This window comes from Pseudomonas sp. KH_027 (genome assembly GCF_057838565.1).
Genome location: NZ_CM174470.1, coordinates 1,588,628 through 1,607,468, shown reverse-complemented (window position 1 = coordinate 1,607,468; position 18,841 = coordinate 1,588,628). Strand labels below are relative to the sequence as shown.

General features: G+C 64.5%; 17 protein-coding genes and 1 tRNA gene. 7 read left to right on the top strand and 11 right to left on the bottom strand.

Features of this window, described 5'->3' with window-relative positions; all coding sequences use genetic code 11:
• The first annotated feature begins 76 nt into the window (after positions 1–76).
• On the top strand, positions 77–2,005 hold the full coding sequence (locus tag AC3IYG_RS07550) for a transglycosylase SLT domain-containing protein (protein ID WP_489313170.1): 1,929 nt from the start codon (positions 77–79) through the stop codon (positions 2,003–2,005).
• Positions 2,006–2,092: 87 nt separating this feature from the next.
• On the opposite strand, the gene AC3IYG_RS07545 is transcribed toward AC3IYG_RS07550, so the two are convergent.
• The 6 genes from AC3IYG_RS07545 to AC3IYG_RS07520 form a co-directional block, all read right to left on the bottom strand.
• The gene (locus AC3IYG_RS07545) at positions 2,093–2,896 is read right to left on the bottom strand and encodes an MOSC domain-containing protein (protein ID WP_489313169.1); all 804 of its coding nucleotides are present in this window, start codon (positions 2,894–2,896) and stop codon (positions 2,093–2,095) included.
• A gap of 120 nt (positions 2,897–3,016) precedes the next feature.
• Positions 3,017–3,943, bottom strand: a complete 927-nt coding sequence (locus AC3IYG_RS07540; protein ID WP_489313168.1) for a chemotaxis protein CheV — start codon at positions 3,941–3,943, stop codon at positions 3,017–3,019.
• A gap of 155 nt (positions 3,944–4,098) precedes the next feature.
• Positions 4,099–4,995 (bottom strand): lipid kinase YegS, encoded by an 897-nt coding sequence (gene yegS / locus AC3IYG_RS07535; RefSeq protein WP_489313167.1) that lies wholly within the window; start codon positions 4,993–4,995, stop codon positions 4,099–4,101.
• Positions 4,996–5,078: 83 nt separating this feature from the next.
• On the bottom strand, positions 5,079–6,638 hold the full coding sequence (locus AC3IYG_RS07530) for an FGGY-family carbohydrate kinase (protein WP_489313166.1): 1,560 nt from the start codon (positions 6,636–6,638) through the stop codon (positions 5,079–5,081).
• A 40-nt stretch (positions 6,639–6,678) separates the two neighbouring features.
• On the bottom strand, positions 6,679–8,256 hold the full coding sequence (locus tag AC3IYG_RS07525) for a glycerol-3-phosphate dehydrogenase/oxidase (RefSeq protein WP_489313165.1): 1,578 nt from the start codon (positions 8,254–8,256) through the stop codon (positions 6,679–6,681).
• Positions 8,253–9,848 carry an FAD-binding oxidoreductase gene (locus tag AC3IYG_RS07520; protein WP_489313164.1) on the bottom strand — a complete coding sequence of 532 codons (1,596 nt, stop codon included), beginning with the start codon at positions 9,846–9,848 and terminating at the stop codon, positions 8,253–8,255. The genes AC3IYG_RS07525 and AC3IYG_RS07520 overlap by 4 nt, the downstream gene beginning before the upstream one ends.
• Positions 9,849–10,016: 168 nt before the next feature.
• Here AC3IYG_RS07520 and gliR point away from each other — a divergent pair, with 168 nt between their 5' ends.
• Positions 10,017–11,048 carry an AraC family transcriptional regulator GliR gene (gliR, locus tag AC3IYG_RS07515; protein WP_489313163.1) on the top strand — a complete coding sequence of 344 codons (1,032 nt, stop codon included), beginning with the start codon at positions 10,017–10,019 and terminating at the stop codon, positions 11,046–11,048.
• A gap of 78 nt (positions 11,049–11,126) precedes the next feature.
• Here gliR and AC3IYG_RS07510 read toward each other — a convergent pair whose 3' ends face one another.
• Positions 11,127–12,341: a molybdopterin molybdotransferase MoeA gene (locus tag AC3IYG_RS07510; protein ID WP_489313162.1), complete on the bottom strand. Its 1,215-nt coding sequence runs from the start codon at positions 12,339–12,341 to the stop codon at positions 11,127–11,129.
• The gene (moaB, locus tag AC3IYG_RS07505) at positions 12,338–12,877 is read right to left on the bottom strand and encodes a molybdenum cofactor biosynthesis protein B (protein WP_489313161.1); all 540 of its coding nucleotides are present in this window, start codon (positions 12,875–12,877) and stop codon (positions 12,338–12,340) included. Before moaB ends, AC3IYG_RS07510 begins: the two co-directional genes overlap by 4 nt.
• 76 nt (positions 12,878–12,953) lie before the next feature.
• On the opposite strand from moaB, the gene mobA reads away from it, so the two are divergent.
• From mobA to AC3IYG_RS07485, 4 genes are all read left to right on the top strand, one after another.
• Complete coding sequence (gene mobA, locus AC3IYG_RS07500; protein ID WP_489313160.1) at positions 12,954–13,556, top strand: molybdenum cofactor guanylyltransferase MobA; 603 nt, start codon at positions 12,954–12,956, stop codon at positions 13,554–13,556.
• Between the two features lie 75 nt (positions 13,557–13,631).
• Entirely contained in the window at positions 13,632–13,853 is a 222-nt protein-coding gene (locus tag AC3IYG_RS07495; RefSeq protein ID WP_489313159.1) for a YgdI/YgdR family lipoprotein, read from the top strand.
• A 163-nt stretch (positions 13,854–14,016) separates the two neighbouring features.
• A tRNA-Pro gene (locus AC3IYG_RS07490) sits at positions 14,017–14,093 on the top strand.
• A 170-nt stretch (positions 14,094–14,263) separates the two neighbouring features.
• Positions 14,264–14,449 carry a hypothetical protein gene (locus AC3IYG_RS07485; RefSeq protein WP_489313158.1) on the top strand — a complete coding sequence of 62 codons (186 nt, stop codon included), beginning with the start codon at positions 14,264–14,266 and terminating at the stop codon, positions 14,447–14,449.
• 48 nt (positions 14,450–14,497) lie between these two features.
• On the opposite strand, the gene AC3IYG_RS07480 is transcribed toward AC3IYG_RS07485, so the two are convergent.
• A complete protein-coding gene (locus tag AC3IYG_RS07480; RefSeq protein ID WP_489313157.1) occupies positions 14,498–14,734 on the bottom strand; it encodes a glutaredoxin family protein in 237 nt (78 codons plus the stop codon).
• A 45-nt stretch (positions 14,735–14,779) separates the two neighbouring features.
• Positions 14,780–15,922, bottom strand: a complete 1,143-nt coding sequence (locus AC3IYG_RS07475; RefSeq protein WP_489313156.1) for a DUF5610 domain-containing protein — start codon at positions 15,920–15,922, stop codon at positions 14,780–14,782.
• Positions 15,923–16,119: 197 nt separating this feature from the next.
• Here AC3IYG_RS07475 and AC3IYG_RS07470 point away from each other — a divergent pair, with 197 nt between their 5' ends.
• The gene (locus AC3IYG_RS07470) at positions 16,120–18,081 is read left to right on the top strand and encodes a monovalent cation:proton antiporter-2 (CPA2) family protein (protein ID WP_489313155.1); all 1,962 of its coding nucleotides are present in this window, start codon (positions 16,120–16,122) and stop codon (positions 18,079–18,081) included.
• 7 nt (positions 18,082–18,088) lie between these two features.
• Here AC3IYG_RS07470 and AC3IYG_RS07465 read toward each other — a convergent pair whose 3' ends face one another.
• Positions 18,089–18,646 carry a TetR/AcrR family transcriptional regulator gene (locus AC3IYG_RS07465; RefSeq protein ID WP_489313154.1) on the bottom strand — a complete coding sequence of 186 codons (558 nt, stop codon included), beginning with the start codon at positions 18,644–18,646 and terminating at the stop codon, positions 18,089–18,091.
• Between the last annotated feature and the right edge of the window lie 195 nt (positions 18,647–18,841).

The window sequence follows — 18,841 nt, the reverse complement described above, 5'->3', positions numbered from 1 at the left end:
GGGCAAAAGGCTAAGCTAGTCACATATGGCGTCGATCGAAGCTTCGCCTTTTTCGAATTTTCTGCTCGGAAGTGTCATGCGCGGTCGTCTGCTCAGCCTGTTTTCCTGCCTGCTTCTCTCTGCTGCCACCCTCAATGCGGCCGAGGCCGCCAGCCTTGCCCAGCAGCGCCAATATTACGATGAGGCCAAACGTGCCCTGGCCAAGGGCGACACCGGCCCCTACCGTCTCTATGCCAAAGCGCTCAGCGATTACCCGCTGGAGCCTTATCTGGCCTATGACGAACTGACCGCTCGGCTGAAATACGCCAGCAACGCGGAAATCGAGAAATTCCTCGCCGAGCACGGCGACTTGCCGCAAGCCGGCTGGATGAAGCTGCGCTGGCTGCGCTGGCTGGCCGAGCGCGGCGACTGGCAACCCTTTATCGACCACTATGACCCGAAACTGAATTTCACCGAACTGGACTGCCTCTATGGCCAGTACCAACTGGGCCACGGCATGACGGCTGAAGGCTACGCCAGCGCGGAAAAGCTCTGGCTGGTGGGCAAATCGCAACCGGATGCCTGCGAGCCGCTGTTCGATCGCTGGGCTGCCGCCGGCCAGTTGACCGAAAGCAAACGCTGGCAACGTCTGAAGCTGGCCGCCGAGGCCCGCAACTATGGCCTGGCCAGCCATCTGGTGAAAACCCTGCCGACCCTCGCCAGCCAAGGCCAGTTGCTGATCGACGTGGCCCAGAAGCCAGAACTGCTGAAGCAACCCGCGCGTTTCGTCCCGGCCAGCCAGACCATGGCCGACGCGGTCGGCCTGGGCCTGCGCCGCCTGGCCCGGCAAAACCCGGAAAAGGCCATCGAACTGCTGGATGCCTACGCCAAGCGCCTGCCCTTCTCGGTCGAGGAAAAAGTCGCCATCGCCCGCGAAATCGGCCTGACCCTGGCCAAACGCTTCGATGACCGCGCCCTGCCGATCATGACCCAGTACGACCCGGAGCTGCGCGACAACACCGTGTCCGAATGGCGCGTGCGCCTGTTGCTACGTCTGGGCCGCTGGAACGAAGCCTACCAGCTGACCCGTCGCCTGCCGCCGGAGCTGGCCAACACCAACCGCTGGCGCTATTGGCAGGCGCGCAGCCTGCAACTGGCCCAGCCCAACAGCCAGGAACCGATCGCCCTCTATCAACCGGTTTCCCGCGAGCGCGATTTCTACGGCTTCATGGCCGCCGACCATATCAAGGCGCCCTACCAGCTGAACAACAAACCGCTGCTGCTGGACCCGAAACTGATCCAGAAAGTCCGCAACACCGCCGGTATCCGCCGCGCCCTGGAGTTCCACGACCGTGGGCAGATCGTCGACGGCCGGCGCGAGTGGTACCACGTCAGCCGCCTGTTCAGCCGCGATGAACTGGTCGCCCAGGCGCGCCTGGCTTACGACATGCAATGGTATTTCCCGGCCATCCGCACCATCAGCCTGGCGCAGTACTGGGACGACCTGGACGTGCGCTTCCCAATGGCCCACCGCAGTACTCTGGTGCGCGAAGCCAAAGTGCGCGGCCTGCATTCCAGCTGGGTATTCGCCATTACCCGGCAGGAAAGTGCCTTTATGGCCGATGCCCGCTCTGGCGTCGGCGCCACCGGGCTGATGCAGCTGATGCCGGCGACCGCCAAGGAAACCGCGCGTAAATTCGGCATCCCCCTGGCCTCGCCGCAGCAGGTGCTCAACCCGGACAAGAACATCCAGCTCGGTGCCGCTTACCTGAGCCAGGTGCATGGTCAGTTCAACGGCAACCGGGTGCTCGCCTCGGCAGCCTATAACGCCGGCCCGGGCCGCGTGCGGCAATGGCTGAAGGGCTCCGATCACCTGGCCTATGACGTCTGGGTCGAGACCATTCCGTTCGACGAAACCCGCCAATACGTGCAGAACGTGCTGTCCTACTCGGTGATCTACGGGCAGAAGCTCAACGCCCCGCAGCCGCTGGTGGACTGGCACGAACGCTTTTTCGACGATCAGTGATCAGCGGCAAAGGTAGGGTGGGTTAGGCCACTGCCCGTAACCCACCATCCGGTCTGGCGGGTTACGCCGCGTTGCGGCTGACCCACCCTACTCCAGCACTTCGACTTCCATCCCGACCTGCAACTCGCCTTCGCTTTCGTTGATCAGGTTCTGGCCGAAATACACCTCGCCATCGCGTTCGCGGTAAGTCTTGAGCGTGGTCAGCGGCTCGCGGTCGCTGCTGCGCTCGCCCGTCAGCGGGTCCAGGGTCGTCAGGATGCAGCGGCTGCAGCCCTTGGCCACGCGAAACTCGACGCCGCCGATACGGATGCGCTTCCAGCTGTCCTCGGCATAGGCCGCACTGCCCTCGACCACCAGGTTAGGCCGAAAGCGCAGCATCTCCAGCGGCCGCCCTACCCGCGCCGACAGGTCATCCAGCGAGGCCTGACCAATCAGTAGCAGCGGAAAGCCATCGGCGAACCCGACTTTCTCATTCGCATTCGGGCTGCCCTCGACCCAGCGGGCACGCTCGGCGGGGACCTGCACCAGGCGACAGGGCTTGCCGAGAAAACCGCTCAGCCAGTCGGCCGCCTCATCGCCAGCGTCCGGCACATACATACTGTCGCTCCAGATGAACGCCCCGCGCAGCGCCGCGTCGGCGCCTGGCAAGGGCACATCCAGATCGGGAAAACCCGCCGCGCTCAGGGTCAGGCCACCGCCGGCATTCCAGCGCGCCGACAACTGCGTCATCTGCGGCAACGCGCGTTGCGTGAGGAAACGGCCATTGCTCGCGTCCACCAGCATCCAGCGGCGGTCACCGAGCATGCCCAGGGCATCCAGTCGCGCACGCGGCAGGCTTTCGCCAATGCCCGACTTGAGGGGAAAACGGTAGAGCGTGGAGAGTCGCAGCATGGGCCGGCGTCCTGTTCAGCGGATCAGCAAGCCACCCTTATACGGAATTGTCCGGCAGGCACTCAAGCCCGCCGTGCTTACGATCTGCTGCGCGTCGGCGATAGGGGGTTAAAAAGCCTGTTACTCGTCCAGCATCAAGCGCTCGCGAATCACATCCACCAGTTTGTCCGGTTGGAATTTGGAGAGGAAGTTGTCGCAGCCGACCTTCTTCACCATCGCTTCGTTGAAGCTGCCGGACAGCGAAGTGTGCAGCACCACGTAAAGGTCCTTGAGGCGCGGGTCGTTGCGGATTTCAGTGGTCAGGCGGTAGCCGTCCATCTCCGGCATTTCCGCGTCGGTGAAGACCATCAGCAGCTTGTCGGTCATCACTTCACCGCTGTCGGCCCATTGCTTGAGCTGGTTCAAGCCTTTCAGACCATCGGTGGCCACGTGCATCTTCAGCCCGAGCTGGGACAGGGTGTCGCGTAACTGCGCCAGCGCCACGGACGAGTCGTCGACCAGCAACACCTCGCGGCCACGGGCGCGCTTCAGCAGCGGATCGGCCAGGCGATCACCGGAGATCGTGGCTTTGTACGGCACGATCTCGGCCAGCACCTTTTCCACGTCGATGATTTCCACCAGTTGCTCTTCGACCTTGGTGATGGCGGTCAGGTAATGCTGACGACCGGCACTGCCGGGTGGCGGCAGGATCGCGTCCCAATTGAGGTTGAGGATGCGATCGACACCACCGACCAGGAAAGCCTGCACCGAGCGGTTGTACTCGGTGACGATGATGGTGCTGCGCTCGTCCGGCACGATCGGGCGCATGCCGATGGCCTGGGACAGGTCGATCACCGGCAGCGTTTGCCCGCGCAAGCTGACCACCCCGCAGACGAACGGATGACGCTGCGGCATCAAGGTCAGCTTGGGCATCTGCAGGACTTCCTGCACCTTGAACACGTTGATCGCGAACAACTGCCGCCCGGCCAGACGGAACATCAGGATTTCCAGGCGATTCTCGCCCACCAGTTGGGTGCGTTGGTCTACCGAGTCGAGAATGCTGGCCATTGCGTGCTCCTGTCGTGTCTGTCGAGTCTTACCCTGTTGCAGCGATGGTATCGGCCGCAAATGGCGCAACTGAAGTCGTGATCGCGACGAGCATCATGCCTGAGCCCTATGAGTGCACCAGGTTGAAGCCAACTAGCCCGTGCGGGCCGTTCGCCCTATTTGCCCAGCAGCGGCGAACCCGACGGCAAGTGCACACGCAGTGCGGCGGGCCGAGCGCAAAAACGCAGATGGGTGCTTTCCAGCGGCTCGCCATCGAGGTTCAGGTCCAGCCCTTCGGGAGCATCGATTTCGAGCCAGGGCAGGCGCGCGCTGATGGAGATCGACTCCAGGCCGAGGATACCGCCAGACAACAAGGTCGCCAGGGTGCCGACCACATCCGGCGGTGCCGGGATGATGCACAGATCGAGCAAACCATCGTCGACCTGCGCCTGCGGGCAGAGCAGATGGCCGCCACCGGCCTGACGGCCATTGCCAATCCCGAGGGCGAGAAAATCGCCCTGCCACTCGAAGTCCGGACCACGGAAACGCCCGAACGCCGAATGCACTTCGGAAAAGCGCGTCAATCCGGTGAGAAAGTACGCCGCACTGCCGAGCACCCGCTTCAACTCTTCCGAAGTGTTGGCGGTGATTTTCGAACCAAAGCCGCCGGTCGCCATATTGAGGAACAGTTGACCATCGACTTCGCCCAGATCGATCGCCCGGGCCGGTTGCTCCAACAGCGCCAGCGCCTCACCGACGACCAGTGACAGGCCAGCGGCACGGGCGAAGTCATTGGCCGTGCCCAGCGGCAGCAAGGCCAGGCTGGCATCGGTCTTGGCCAGGACCATGGCTTCGGCGACATCGCGCAACGTGCCGTCGCCACCGCCGGCGATGATTGTCGCAAAGCCCGCGGCCAATGCCTCGTTGACCAGGCGCTGGGCATCGCCCGCCTCCCAAGTCAGGCGCACGGCCAGCTCCCAACCCGCCTCGCGCTTGGCCTGCACCGCCGCCCGCACCTCGTCGTTGAGGGCTTGCTTGCCGTGCAGAATCAATAACGCCTTGCGCTCGCCCATTGCCCGTTCCTCATGCTCGATTGCCCACCATAGCAGTGCCGGGCGCGTTTTTGTTCATCCTCCCGTGCCGCGCGCAACGGGCATCACGCCGGATAACCGGTGATCTCGCGAATGCTCCGGTACAACGGCTTGAGCTGCTTGTACATGCGCTGGTAGACCTCCTTGTAGAGGCGCTGGTAGATCTGTTGCGCATGAGGATCGGGCTGGAACACCTGGCCGACGCGGGTCATCGCCGCGATTGCAGTGGGGAAATCCGCATGCAAGCCGAGCCCCACCGCACAGTCGATGGCCGCGCCCAGGCCAGACGTTTCGTAGATATGTGGCCGTTCTGCGGGCAGACCGAAGATATCCGCCGTCAATTGCATCGCCGCATCGCTCTGCGAACCGCCGCCGGAAACCCGCAGCCGGGTGATCGTGCTACCCGAGCGTTTTTCGATCTGCTCCTTGCCCTGGCGCAGGGCGTAGGCCAGACCTTCGAGAATCGCGCGATAGAGGTGCGCGCGGGTATGCACATCGCCAAAACCGATGATCGAACCCTTGGCTTCCAACCCCGGCTCACGAATGCCCGGCGACCAGTACGGCTGCAACAGCAGGCCCATGGACCCGGCGGGCACGCTGTTGACCAGTTCGTCGAACAACGCTTCCGGCTCGACGCCCAGCTCTTTGGCGCGCTGCATCTCGCGCAGGCCGAACTCCTTCTTGAACCAGCTGACCATCCAGAAGCCGCGATAGATCATCACCTCGGTGTTGTAGTGATCGGGAATCGCCGCCGGATAAGGCGGAATCAGCGGGACGGTTTCCAGGTAGGTGCTGCGGGTGGTGTTGATCGTCGCCGTGGTGCCATAGGACAGGCACGCCGTGCTCGGCTCCACCCCGCCGGCGCCCAGCACTTCACAGGCCTTGTCCGCCCCCGCCGCGATCAACGGCAAGCCCTCTGGAATGCCGGTATGGCGGCTGGCCTGGGCGCTGATCACGCCCAACTGCTCGCCCGGTTTGACCAGCTCCGGCAACTGTTCGCGACGCACCGGCATGGCTTGCCACTTCCAGTCACGCGGCGCGGCCCATTTCAAGCGTTTGTAATCGAACGGCAGGTACGCCACGCAGCAGGCCACCGAGTCGACGAAGCGGCCGGTCAGGCGATGGGTGAGAAAACCCGAGAGCAACAACAGCTTGTGGGTCTGCGCCCAGATTTCCGGCTGCTGCTGGGCGACCCAGTTGACCTCGGCCTGGGCACGGAAGTCATCCACCGTGGCCTCTTCGCCGATCAGTTTGAACAGCCAGCCCCAGGGGCCCTTGATCTTGCCCTCGACTTCGGCCCGACGCTGGTCCAGCCAGAGGATCGCCGGCCGCAATGGCTGGCCCTGCTCGTCGACATTGATCACCGTGCCGCGCTGGGTGGTCAACGCCACGCCCTTGATCTGGCTTTTGTCGATCGACACCTGTTCCCATAACAGTCGACAGGCCTCGCCGAGGCTCTGCCAGTAATACTCCGGATCCTGCTCGGCCCAGCCGGGTTGCGAGGAGTAATAGGCCTCCAGCTCGACTTTACCCTTGCCCAGCAGGTTGCCCTGCAAGTCGAACAGCAGTGCACGAACGCTTTGGGTGCCGTTGTCGATGGCCAGCAGATAGCTCTTTTCAATCACGCTTTTTCGCTCACGTCGGCAGCCTTTTTTATTCTTCTGTTCATGCCGGCAGGCTGTAGCAACGCTGCCACAGCTGCACATACTTCAGTTGTTCCGCGGCCCAGCGCGCGTCATCCCACCCCAGGCGCGCCTGGCACAGCTGCCGTACGCGCGGCAGTTCGCTGGCGCCACCGGCAGCCAGCAGCAGGCCCAGGCGGGTACGCCGCAGCAGCAGATCATCCAGGTGCAGCACCAGTTCGTGTTCAGCGGCAAAGGCCAACTCGGCCCAGAGCGTATCGCTGGCACCGACCTTGTCGCAGCCCAGCTCTTCGAGCAAACCCGCCAGTTTCGGCAACTCGCGACCATAACGGCCGGCCAGGCGCTGGCACTGGCTCGGCGAGAGCTGTGGCAGCGGCACGGCTGGCAGCGGGCGGAACACGGCGCTGCCCTGATCCTCGAGGGTTTTGCCGAGCATAGGCGCGCAGGCCTGCAACACCTCCAGAGCCAACAGGCGGAAGGTGGTCAGCTTGCCGCCGGCCAAGGTGACGCAACCGGGTTCGAGCCACAGCACATGCTCGCGCTTTTCATCCGAAGGGTTCTTGCCCGCCTCTCCGCTGCTGACCACCGGACGTACACCCGCCCAGGTCGAGAGCACATCGCCGCGACCGATCTGCGCCGCAGGGAACTGCTGGGCGCAAGCCCTGAGCAGATAGTCCACTTCGGCGGCGGCGATATGCGCTTCGAGGTTGATGTCATCGCCGTGATCGAGGTCGGTGGTGCCGATCACGGTCGCACCTTCCCACGGAAAGACGAACACCGGCCGGCCATCGTCGGCGTGCATGAAACTGAAGGCATGAGCCAGTGGCAGGCGCCAGGCGGGCAGCAACAGATGGCTGCCGCGCAGCGGGCGGATCTGCTCGCTGCCGGCTTTCAGCCGTAATTGATCGGCCCAGGCACCGGTAGCCTGGGCCACCACCCGCGCCTTGAAGCTGTGCTGCCGGCCCGTCTCCACGTCTTCGGCCAGCAGCCCGCTGACGCGACCGTCGATCCGGCTCAGCTCCAGTACTTTCAAGCCGTTCAGCGCCTCGCCACCTTCGGCCCGCGCTTCGCCGAGCACGCGCAGCACCAACCGCGCATCGTCGGTCACCGCATCGAAGAAGCGCGTGCCGCCGAGCAGCTTGTCCTCTTTCAGGCCCGGCGCCAGGTAGTGCAACTGCGATCGCGGGTAATAGCGGTGGTTGCGTTGCCCGGCCAGGGCGTCATACAGCGCCAGCAGGCCGCCAAACACCTTGGGGCCGGGAAACTGGCCCTGGTAGTGCGGCATCACGAAGCTCAGCGGGTCGACCAGCCCCGGCGCCTCGCTGAGCAGACGCTGGCGTTCGTGCACCGAGTCGCGGCTCAGTTTGAACTGCCCCTTGGCGATATAGCGCAGCCCGCCATGAACCATCTTCGACGAGCGGCTGGAGGTACCCCAGGCGAAATCGCGCTGTTCGATCAGCAGGCATTTCCAGCCGCGCCGGGCGGCTTCGCGCAGAATCCCGGCGCCACTGATGCCGCCGCCGACCACGATCAGGTCCCACTCGCGCGCCGCCAGCTCGGGTAACGCCTGTTCACGCCAGGCGGCGTTCCAGTTGCTCATTCGGGGATCAGCACGCCGGGATTGAGCCGCGCCTCGGGGTCGAAATGCCCGACCAGGGCCCGCAACGCCGCCATCCCCAGTTCGCCCTTCTCGACCGGCAGGTACGGCGCATGATCGCGCCCGACGCCGTGCTGATGGCTGATGGTGCCGCGGTTGTTGACGATGGTCTGGCTGGCCAGGTGCTTGAGTTTCTTCCAGCGCTCCAGGGTGCCGGCGTAGCTGTCTGCCGGGCGGAACACATAGGTGGTGTAGAGGCTCGAACCCTCGCCGTAAACGTGGGAAAGGTGGGTGAACACATGCACCTGCTCACCCTCGGCAGCCAAGCCTTCCCGCAGGCTGGCCTCGACCTTGTTCAGCAGGCTGTCGACATTCGACCAGTCGGTGGCGGTTTCCAGGGTATCCACCGCATAACCGGCCTGCCACAGGCCCTCGCGCAGGTACGGAAAGCGGAAGCGGCCCTCGGCCCACTTGTTCCCCAGCAGGGTGCCGGTGAACACGCCGCCAAAGCGTTTCAGCAACGTCTTCGCCTGTTTCAGCGACAGCCCGTTCTGCGCGCGGTTGCCGGTGACGCCGAAGGTCAGCATGCATTTGCCCGTGCGGGCGCCACGCAACGCCAGGTACTTTTCCAGCAGGGCGATGCGTTCCGGGTGGCCGGCCAGCGCCAGTTGGGTTTCGGTTTCGATGGCATTCGACAGACGCAACATCGACAGCGGCACCCGCGCCTGGCCCAAGGTGCGGATCGCCTGCAGCGCCTGAGCCCAGGAGGGCAGAAACACCGCGTAGAATTTTTCCTGCTCGGCCAGCTTGCTCACCCGCACCTGCACCTCGGAAATGATCCCGAAGCGCCCTTCCGAGCCCAGCACCACTTCACGCAGATCAGGGCCGGCGGCCGAGGCCGGAAAGGTCGGGAGCTGCAACGGGCCGGCGAAGGTTTCCAGGGTGCCACCGGCGAACAGTTGCTCGATCCGCCCATAGCGCAGCGACTGCTGGCCACTGGAACGACTGGCCACCCAACCACCCAGGGTGGAAAGCTCCCAGGACTGCGGGAAATGGCCAAGGGTGTAGCCACGGGCGCGCAACTGGCTTTCCACCTGCGGGCCATTCGCGCCGGGGCCGAAGGTGGCGATCTGGCTTTGTTCATCCAGCTCCAGCAGACGGTTCATGCGCTCCAGCGACAGCGTCAGCACCGGCTTGTCGCCGCGCTGCGGGTTGATATGCCCCGCCACCGACGTACCGCCACCATAAGGAATCACCAGCACATCCTGCTCGGCGGCCCAGGCCAGCAACTGACGGATCTGCGCAGCGGTTTCCGGGTAGGCCACGCCATCCGGGAACACATCGAAACGGCCTTCACGCATCGCCAGCCAATCCGCCAGGCTCTGGCCACGGGCGTGGCGCACACGGTCTTCGGCATTCAGGCAGATCAGCGGATGGGCCGGCAGGCGCGAGGCCGGCACCTGTTCGATCACGCTGGCCAAGGTGGCATCCGCCAGCACTCGGCCGGTGCCGATACGCGTCGCGAGGAAAGCCCCGCCCTGGGCCGGCAACTCGACTACCGTCGCCTCATCACCCCAACCGTTCCAGCGCCGCATGTACGTCTCCTCGTTTTATAAGTTCAGGCTGCCGATAGCCAGTTTCGAACACTGTTCCTGGCTGCCTATACTAGCCGGCCACTGTCTGCCGTCACTGTCGGATCGAGACAGCCTCTGTCGCCAATCAAGACAGCCGTCAATCAAGACCCTCACAATAAGAACGACGCCATGCACGCTCTGGGTTACACCTCGGTTCCCGCACTGCTCAAATACCTGCGCCATGCCCAACAGCTTGGCCTCGATCAGGCCGCCGCGCTCGCCGCAGCCGGCCTGACCCCGGCGGATCTGGAAGACAACGGCCGGCGCCTGCCCAGCGAAGCCCATGAAAAGCTCCTCGCCCACCTGCTGCAGGTCTCGGGCGACCCGTTGTTCGGCCTGCATTCCGGGCATTTCGTGCAGCCCGGTTCATGGAGCGTGCTGGGCTACATCACCATGAACTGCGCCACCCTTGGCGAAGCCATGAGCCGCATCGTGCCGTACGAGAAGCTGGTCGGCGACATGGGCGTCAGCCGCCTGGAACCGGCCGGCGATCATCTGCGGCTGATCTGGACCTGCCGCCACCAGCCGATGGAAATCCGCCGGCACATGGTCGAGAACGTGCTGACGTCCTGGCTGCTCTATGCGCGCTGGATCGCCGACATGGACCGCTCGCCGCGCGAAGTCTGGTTCGAGCATGCGCAACCGACGGGCACCACCCTCAGCGAATACGAGATGGTGTTCGGCTGCCCGGTGAAATTCGAGCAGAGCATGAATGCCCTGCTGGTGCCGCTGGAATACCTCGACGTGCCGTTACGCCAGGCCGACGCCAACCTGCTGCGCACGCTGGAAGAGCACGCCCTGACGCTGATGGCCGAGCTGGATGAAGGCGAACCGTTGCCGTTGCGGGTGAAGAACGCCCTGCGGCTGCTGCTCAAGGACGGATTGCCACGCAAGGAACGGGTGGCGGAAAAGTTCGAGATGACCGTGCGCACCCTGCAACGGCATTTGCAGCAGGCCGGCACCAGCTATCAGGAAATCCTCGACCAGTTACGCCAGGAGCTGGCCGAGCACTACCTGACCCGCAGCACCTTGCCGGTGCAGGACATCGCCCATTACCTGGGCTTTACCGAATCGCGCTCGTTCCACCGCAGCTTCAAGTGCTGGACCGGCATGACCCCGGGCGAATACCGCGAGGCCAAACGCAAAGCCGCCGGGCCGTGACACCGAGCCTAAGGTACTCCATGCTCACCAGCGGTTCAGCCGGACGTTTTCACGGCACGACCGAGTGGGTTTACACAGCTAGTTCAGCAATTCGCTCAACGGAATGAAGTTGACTGTGTCGCCTTCCACCAGCGTCGTGCCCTCGCGTACCTCGACCAGGCCCTCAGCCCAGGCGGCGCTGCGCAGCACCCCGGAACTCTGGTTCGGATACAACACCGCGCGGCCCTGCTCGATGCGCCCACGCAGGTATTCGCGGCGATTACCCGGCTTGCGCCAGGCGAAACCGGCCGGCACCGGGAAGTGCAGCGGCGTCACCTCGGCAACCCCCAGGCGGCGCAACAGATAAGGCCGCGCCAGCAAGGCGAAGGTCACCAGGGTCGAAGCGGGGTTGCCCGGCAGACCTAACACCGGCACACCACGGAAGTGGCCAAAAGTCAGCGGCTTGCCCGGTTTGATCGCCAGCTTCCACAGTGCCAGCTCGCCCTCTTCGCGCAGCGCATGGCCGAGGAAATCCGCCTCGCCGACCGACACGCCACCGGTCGACAGAATCAGGTCGACATCCGCCAGCTCGCCGAGCCTGGCGCGGGTCTTGTGCAGATCATCGGGCAAGATACCGGCATCCAGCACCGTACAACCCAGCTGCTGCAACCAGCTGCACAGCAGCATGCGATTGCTGTTGTAGATCTGCCCAGGGCCGAGCGGCAGGCCCGGCTCGACCAGTTCATCGCCGGTCGACAGCACCGCCACCCGGGGCCGGCGCACCACGTCCAATTCGGCCGCCCCCAGCGCGGCGGCCAGACCCAGCTCTATCGCCGTCAAACGCACCCCCGCGACCAGCACCGTTTCGCCCTTGCGGGTTTCCTGGCCTTGCGGACGGACATGCTGACCCGGCTTGATCGGCTCGCTAAACCGCACTCGGCCATCGGCCAGGACCTCGGCGTTTTCCTGCATCTCGACGCTGTCCGCCCCCTCTGGCAGCGGCGCGCCGGTGAAAATCCGCGCACAGCTGCCGGGTTCCAGCGGCGCCGGCGCCTGGCCGGCGAAGATGCGCTGGCTGACCGGCAGCGGCTCGCCGCGCCAGTCGGCTTGGCGCAGGGCATAGCCGTCCATGGCACTGTTCGGCCACGGCGGCAGATCGAGGCTGGCGCACAAAGGCTCGGCCAGCACCCGGCCATGGGCAGCCGCCAGCGTCACGCGCTCGCGCTGGCTGATCGGCGTGGCCTCGGCCAGCGTCAACAAGCGCTCCAGCGCTGCTTCGACCGGCAACAGGCCGGGGTGGTCGCAGGCACTCATCCACGCGACTCGCAGGCGGCGGCTTGCTTGAGATGGGCGACGAAATTGCACGGGCGATGGCGGGCATCCAACTGCTCGGCCAAGATGCCATCCCAACCCGTGCGGCAGGCATTGGTCGAGCCGGGCAGGCAGCAGACCAGCGTGCCATTGGCCAGCCCAGCCAGTGCCCGCGATTGAATGGTCGAGGTGCCGATATCGGCGATCGATATCTGCCGGAACAGCTCGCCAAAACCTTCGACCTGCTTGTCCAGCAGGCAGGCCACGGCTTCCGGTGTACTGTCGCGACCGGTAAAGCCGGTGCCGCCGGTGATCAACACCACCTGCACACTGTCCTCGGCGATCCAGCTCGCGACTTGCGCACGAATCTTGTACAGATCGTCCTTGAGCAGGACCCGCGCCGCGAGGTGATGGCCTGCGGCCGCGAGGCGATCGACGAAGAGCTGGCCAGAGGTATCGGTTTCCAGGGAACGGGTGTCACTGACGGTCAATACGGCGATATTCAGCGGCACAAAGGGTACTTCAGCCTTGGAGGTCATAGGCTCAATCCGGTTGTGAGGGAGGCAGGCCGGTGTTATATCACAGCCCTCGCCGTTGCCGCGCCAGGAGCGCTCCATGACCGACTCGATCAGCCTGCCCGCCTGCTCCATCCTGCTGCTCGCCGGCGGGCGCGGGCAACGCATGGGCGGGCGCGACAAAGGCCTGCTGGAGTGGTGCGGCAAGCCACTGATCGCCCACCTGCAGGCGCTGAGCCGACCGCTCACGGACGACCTGATCATCTCGTGCAACCGCAACGGCGAGCTGTATGCGCCCTATGCCGACCGCCTGGTAAACGACGACAGCCCGGACTATCCCGGCCCGCTGGCCGGCATCCGCGCCGGCCTGGCAGTGGCGCACCACTCCATGTTGCTGGTGCTGCCCTGCGATGCCCCCCTGCTCGATCTCGCCCTGCTCCAGGCCATGCGCGAAGCTGGCGCAGCGCACCCGCAACAACCACTGATGCTGCGCCAGGGCGATCAATGGGAACCGCTGTTCTGCCTGCTGCCGAAAAGCCTGGCGCCCGCCATTGAAAGCGCCTGGCAAGCCGGTGACCGCAGCCCGCGCCACATCCTGCTGGCGCTCGGCGCGGTTGCCCTCGACTGCCCCGCACAGGACCCACGGCTGGCCAACCTGAACACGCCCGAACTGCTGGCGCAGGCCGCCCGTCAACGCGGATAGGCGACGGCCACTGAACTTGACCGCACTCCCCACGTCAGATACTGCGAACTTATTCGCAAACCATGGAGATAAGCGATGACTCAACGGCCCCTTCCCGCCTTCCTGCTGGCCCTCGGGCTTGCCGCGCTGGCTGGCTGCTCGTCACCCTCGGTGATCACCCTCAACGATGGCCGCGAAATCCAAACCGTGGATCAACCGGAGTTCAACGAAGAGGATGGCTTCTACGAGTTCGAACAACTGGATGGCAAACGCTCCAAGGTCAACAAAGACCAGGTTCGCACCGTCAAAGAACTCTGACGCTCAGCAAGACCCGCCGCCATGCTCACCCTGTGACGCATGGCAAGCGGCACCTCCCGCATGAATTGGCCCCCGCCCGGAACGGCACAGCCCCTCCGGCCGACAAAAAACTCCAGCTAACCCCTTGTGTAGCAAAACTTTTTCGGTAGAATCGTGATCAGTTCGGAGTGTAGCGCAGCTCGGTAGCGCGTCTCGTTCGGGACGAGAAGGTCGCAGGTTCGAATCCTGTCTCTCCGACCAAACCCCTAAAAAACCCGCCTTCACGGCGGGTTTTTTATTGCTCGCGATTCGCCCTTAACAACGGCGACCTGCCACACTTTCCATTCCAGCCAGCCAGCGCCCGGCGCAACGCCCAGACGGCGCCGTCGCGGTGCTTTAACCACTTACGAATCAATGCGCGGGACACAGCGATGACGACAGGAATAACCGTAAACGGCTATCTCATCAGCCAGGCCAGTGACGGTAACTGGTGGGTATGCACCACCGATGAAGAACAGATCGCCGGCCCTTTCAGCAGCGAGAAGCAGGCCGCCGAAGTCGCCGAGGTCCTACAGGATCAGCCACCACCGCCACGCCGCCGCTCGGGCAAGGCGTAAGCGGGGCGCCTCGGTTGAAGGGCCCCGTGCAGTTTGGCGCCGCTTGCTTCAACTCAGAAACGCCACCACTTGCTCGGCCTCGAACGGCCAGTTGAGCTCGGACCCGGTATCGCAACGGCGCAAGACGGGAATGCGCAAGGCATAGTGCTCGACCGTCTCTTCATGCTCGGCAATATCGACCAGCTCGACCATCAGGCCGCGCTCGACAAAGGGCATCAGCAAGGCTTCGGCGACTTCGCAGAGATGACAGCCAAGGGTGCCGAACAGTTGGCATTCGGGAAGCATGATCGCGTCTCGCAAAGGTGTGAGACGCGCAGTTTAGCATTTGCCTCAGGCGACTGAAGCAGGTGTCCCGGCAGTGGGTAAGAGCAGGTTTTGCAGGCCTTCCAGCAGGCGGCCGCTGAGCTGTTCGGCCTTGTCCAGACGAGGCTGATCGAAGCGCTCGTCGAGACCAAAACCGCCTTTGAGCAACTCGGCCAGGCTGCCCTTGGCGTCTTCGGACACTTCGCCGGCACTGCGCAGCGCCTCCAGCAGGCTCTGCGCATAATCCATCAGCGCACCGTTCACCGCGCTGGCGGCCTGACCACCCTGCTCGGCCACGGCACTGTAGGCATCGGTCGCCTGCCGCTGCGTGGTCTGGGTCAGGCGCAGTGACATCGAGCTCAACTGCTCACCATCCAGATCCAGGGCCATGGCCCGGTCGAAAGCGCCGGCCAGATTCCCCGAATAGAATTTGCTGGACAGCTCCTGCACTTGGCCGAAAAGCTTCTCCAGCGCGGCGCGTTCTTCATCGTCCAATTCACCTTCGACACTGACCTGCCAGCCGCCGATCTGCAGGCTGCCCGCCTGGTTACTGGTGACCACGGCCGTGCCATTGCCATTGCTGGCGGCGGCAATGCTGCCCTGCGACCAACTGGCGGAGGCCTGGGCGACGGATATCCGCAAGCGGTCGCCGTCACGGGTGGTGACCTCCATGTCGAAGGTTTCGGCCTGGGCCGCAAAGCGCGCGCTGTAGGCGGCAACCGCGGTCGCGCCGCTGGTCGGCGACGGCGCCAGGCTGTTATCGAGCCCAACCAGACCATCCTGGATCTTGCTGTAGGTGTCGTCGATATCGGCGGCGATCTTGCCACCCAGCACACCCATGCCTTCGAGAATCTTGCGCGCCTCGGCAAAGCCCTTCTCCACCCCGGAGCGCGCCTGCGCCAACAGGTCTTGCAGCTTGGCCGGATCGGCACCGGCGGCCGTTTCGCCTTTCAGGCGCTGCTCGATAAAACCGAGTACGCGGTCGGCCACCTTGTCCGGGCTGAAATCGCCGGTTTTGGCACTCAGCGCGCCCGGCTGCAAGCCCAGGCGTTCGCTCAAGCGGTTGGCCAGCATCTTCTGCCCATCGACAGGCGTGCGCGCGCTCGCCGAGTTATTCAGCGCAGCCAGGCGTGAGCTGGAAGGCAGCAGTGCGGCAGTTGAAGTATTCATGGACGGTACCCGGGCAGAACATCTGCAAAGTTAACGGCCACCCGCGGGAAACATTGAGAGAAACGACCAGGCGAGCGACCAACGGCCCGGCACGCTACCCGCCCGGATATTGACCTGAATCGAGCCAACCAGCGTGCTTGAGCCTGGACGCCACCCGAGTGCTTGGGCATGCTCGCGGGCACTTACGGGAGAATCCTTTGTTCGCCAATTTGCTGATCATCCTCGCCTCATCCTTGCTGGTGATCGCGCTGTTTCGCCGCCTCAGCCTGCCGCCGGTACTCGGTTATCTGTGCGTGGGCCTGCTGATCAGCCCCACGGCATTGAACTGGGTGGACCACAACGAGGATTTGCCACATCTGGCCGAGTGGGGCGTGGTCTTTCTGCTGTTCTCCCTGGGGCTGGAGTTCTCCCTGCCGCGCATGCTGGCGTTGCGCAGCATGGTTTTCGGCCTCGGCAGCGCCCAGGTGCTGATCTGCGGCGCCCCACTGGCCGCGCTGCTCTACGGCTTTGGCCTGCCGTTGGAAGCATCTTTGCTGCTCGGCGCCGGCCTGGCGCTGTCGTCCACGGCGATCGTTACCAAGGAACTCTCCAACCTCGGCGAAGTGTTCAGCAGCCATGGCCAGAATGCGATTGGCGTCCTGCTGTTGCAGGACCTGGTGGCCGTGTTGCTGCTGACCTTGGTACCCGCCCTGGCCGGGGACAGTGGCAACACCTGGTACCTGGCGCTGGGCCTGACCCTGGGTAAAGCCGTGCTGCTGTTCGCCGGCCTGTTCCTCGCCAGCCGCTGGCTGCTGCCGCGCCTGTTCCATGAAGTGGCCCAGGCCCGCTCGGCCGAACTCTTCGTGTTATTGGCGTTGGTGCTGGTACTGCTGACCGCCTGGCTGACACATCTGCTCGGTCTGTCCATGGCGCTTGGCGCCTTCCTCGCGGGCATGCTGCTGGGCGAGAGCCATTACCGTCATCAGATCGAAGCCGATATCCGGCCGTTCCGCGATATTTTGCTCGGCCTGTTTTTCGTCAGCGTCGGCATGCTGATCGACATCCAGTTGTTCGCCAGCCACGGTCTGCTGATTGCCGGTCTGACCCTGCTCTTGATGCTGACCAAAGGCAGCGTGGTCGCCCTTCTGGTCAAACTGCGCAGCGGCGACAACCGCAGTGCCTGGCGCAGTGGCCTGGCCTTGGCCCAGGGCGGCGAGTTCTGCTTCGCCCTGGTCGCCCAGGCGCGACAAGCCGAGCTGCTGCAGGAAAGCCTCGGCGACCTGCTGCTGGCGGCGACCTTCTGCTCGATGGCCCTGACCCCCCTGCTGTTGCGGGCCGCGCCGAGAATAGTCGCGCGCCTGGAACGCCGCGTCCGGCACGAAAGCCCGCTGGCGGAGATCCAAGCCGCCAGTCAGGCGCTGCAAGGGCATGTGCTGATTTGCGGTTACGGCCGGGTCGGCCAATCGATCGCGCGCTTTCTGCGCCTGGAGCAGATCGACTTCATTGCCCTCGACGATGACCCGATCCGGGTGCAGGAAGCCGCTGCGGGCGAAACCAATGTCCACTACGGCGACTCACGGCGACCCGAGCTGCTGGAGGCGGTCGGCCTCAACCGGGCACGGCTGCTGGTGGTGGCGGTGGACAATGCCGAGGCCACGCTGAGCATTGTCAAACTGGCCCACAGGCTCAATCCGCAACTGGCGATCCTGGTGCGCACCCGCGATGACAGCCACCTGCTCGCACTGCAGGAAGCCGGCGCCACCGAGGTGGTGCCTGAGGTCTTGGAGTCCAGCCTGATGCTGGCGGCCCACGCACTGACGCTGCTCGGCTTGCCGCAACTGGAGGTGCAAGCCCATATCGACGTGGTCCGCCGTGGCCGCTACCGTCTGCTGCACGGTTATTACCACGGCGCCCAGGCCAACCTGCTGGATAAACAAGGGCAGGAGCGCCTGCTGATGCACGCGGTGAACCTGAGTGAGAGCGCCTATGCCTGCGGCCGCCCGCTCGGCGAACTGGCCCTCGAGCAGTTGGGGGTCGAGGTACAGGCGGTGCGCCGCAACGGCGAAGAGTTGGCGCTGAACGTTGACACCCGCCTGCACGAAGGCGATGCGGTGGTGCTCTCCGGCCCGCTGCAGGCACTGGAAAGCTGTGAGGCACGCCTGCTCGGTGGCCTGGGCTGAGCCCCAGTCAGACCCCGACGGCCTTGAGCAGTTGCGCCGCCGCCGCTTTGGCCTCCAAGGCCTGATCGGCCGGGCCATGCAGGTGGGCCATGCCCATCGCGCCCTCGAACAGAAACTGCAGTTGTCGCGCCAGACGCGCAGGCTCTGCCACGTCCAGACGCTGCAGCGCCGCGAGGAAGTAGTCGCCGAAGTAACGCTTGTGCCGTGCCGCCTGCTGGTGAATCGAGTGCTCGCGGTTGGCGAACTCGGCGGCGGCATGGGCAAACAGGCAACCGCAAAAATCCTTCTCGCTCAGCAACAGGTGCAAACCGTCATACGCCCGCAGGATCGCCTCGCGTGGCGGCAGGCTCTCCAGCGCCTGCTGCATGCTCAGGCAGATCTCCTGATGCCGGGCTTCCAGTGCCGCGAGGATCAGCTCATCCTTGGATTTGAAATGCTTGTACAGGGTCATTTTCGCCACCCCGGACTCGGCCAGGATGCGGTCAATGCCAGTGGCGTGATAACCCTCGCGCGAAAATAACTCCAGCGCGGTACTGATCAGCTGATCGCGTTTGCTTGATGCCATGTAAGGCCTCCGGGGCTCTGTTGGCGTAAGCGAGTGCGCCGCGTTGCCGCGCCCAAGCGCGCCAGGTTGGGCGCGGGACGCAGGGACGGCGCCATTATGCGCAAGCCGCGCAGCAGCTCAAAGCGGCTACTGATGCGAGGGAGATGATTGACGCTTGAAATATACAGACCTGTCTGTCTATTATCCAGTTCACCA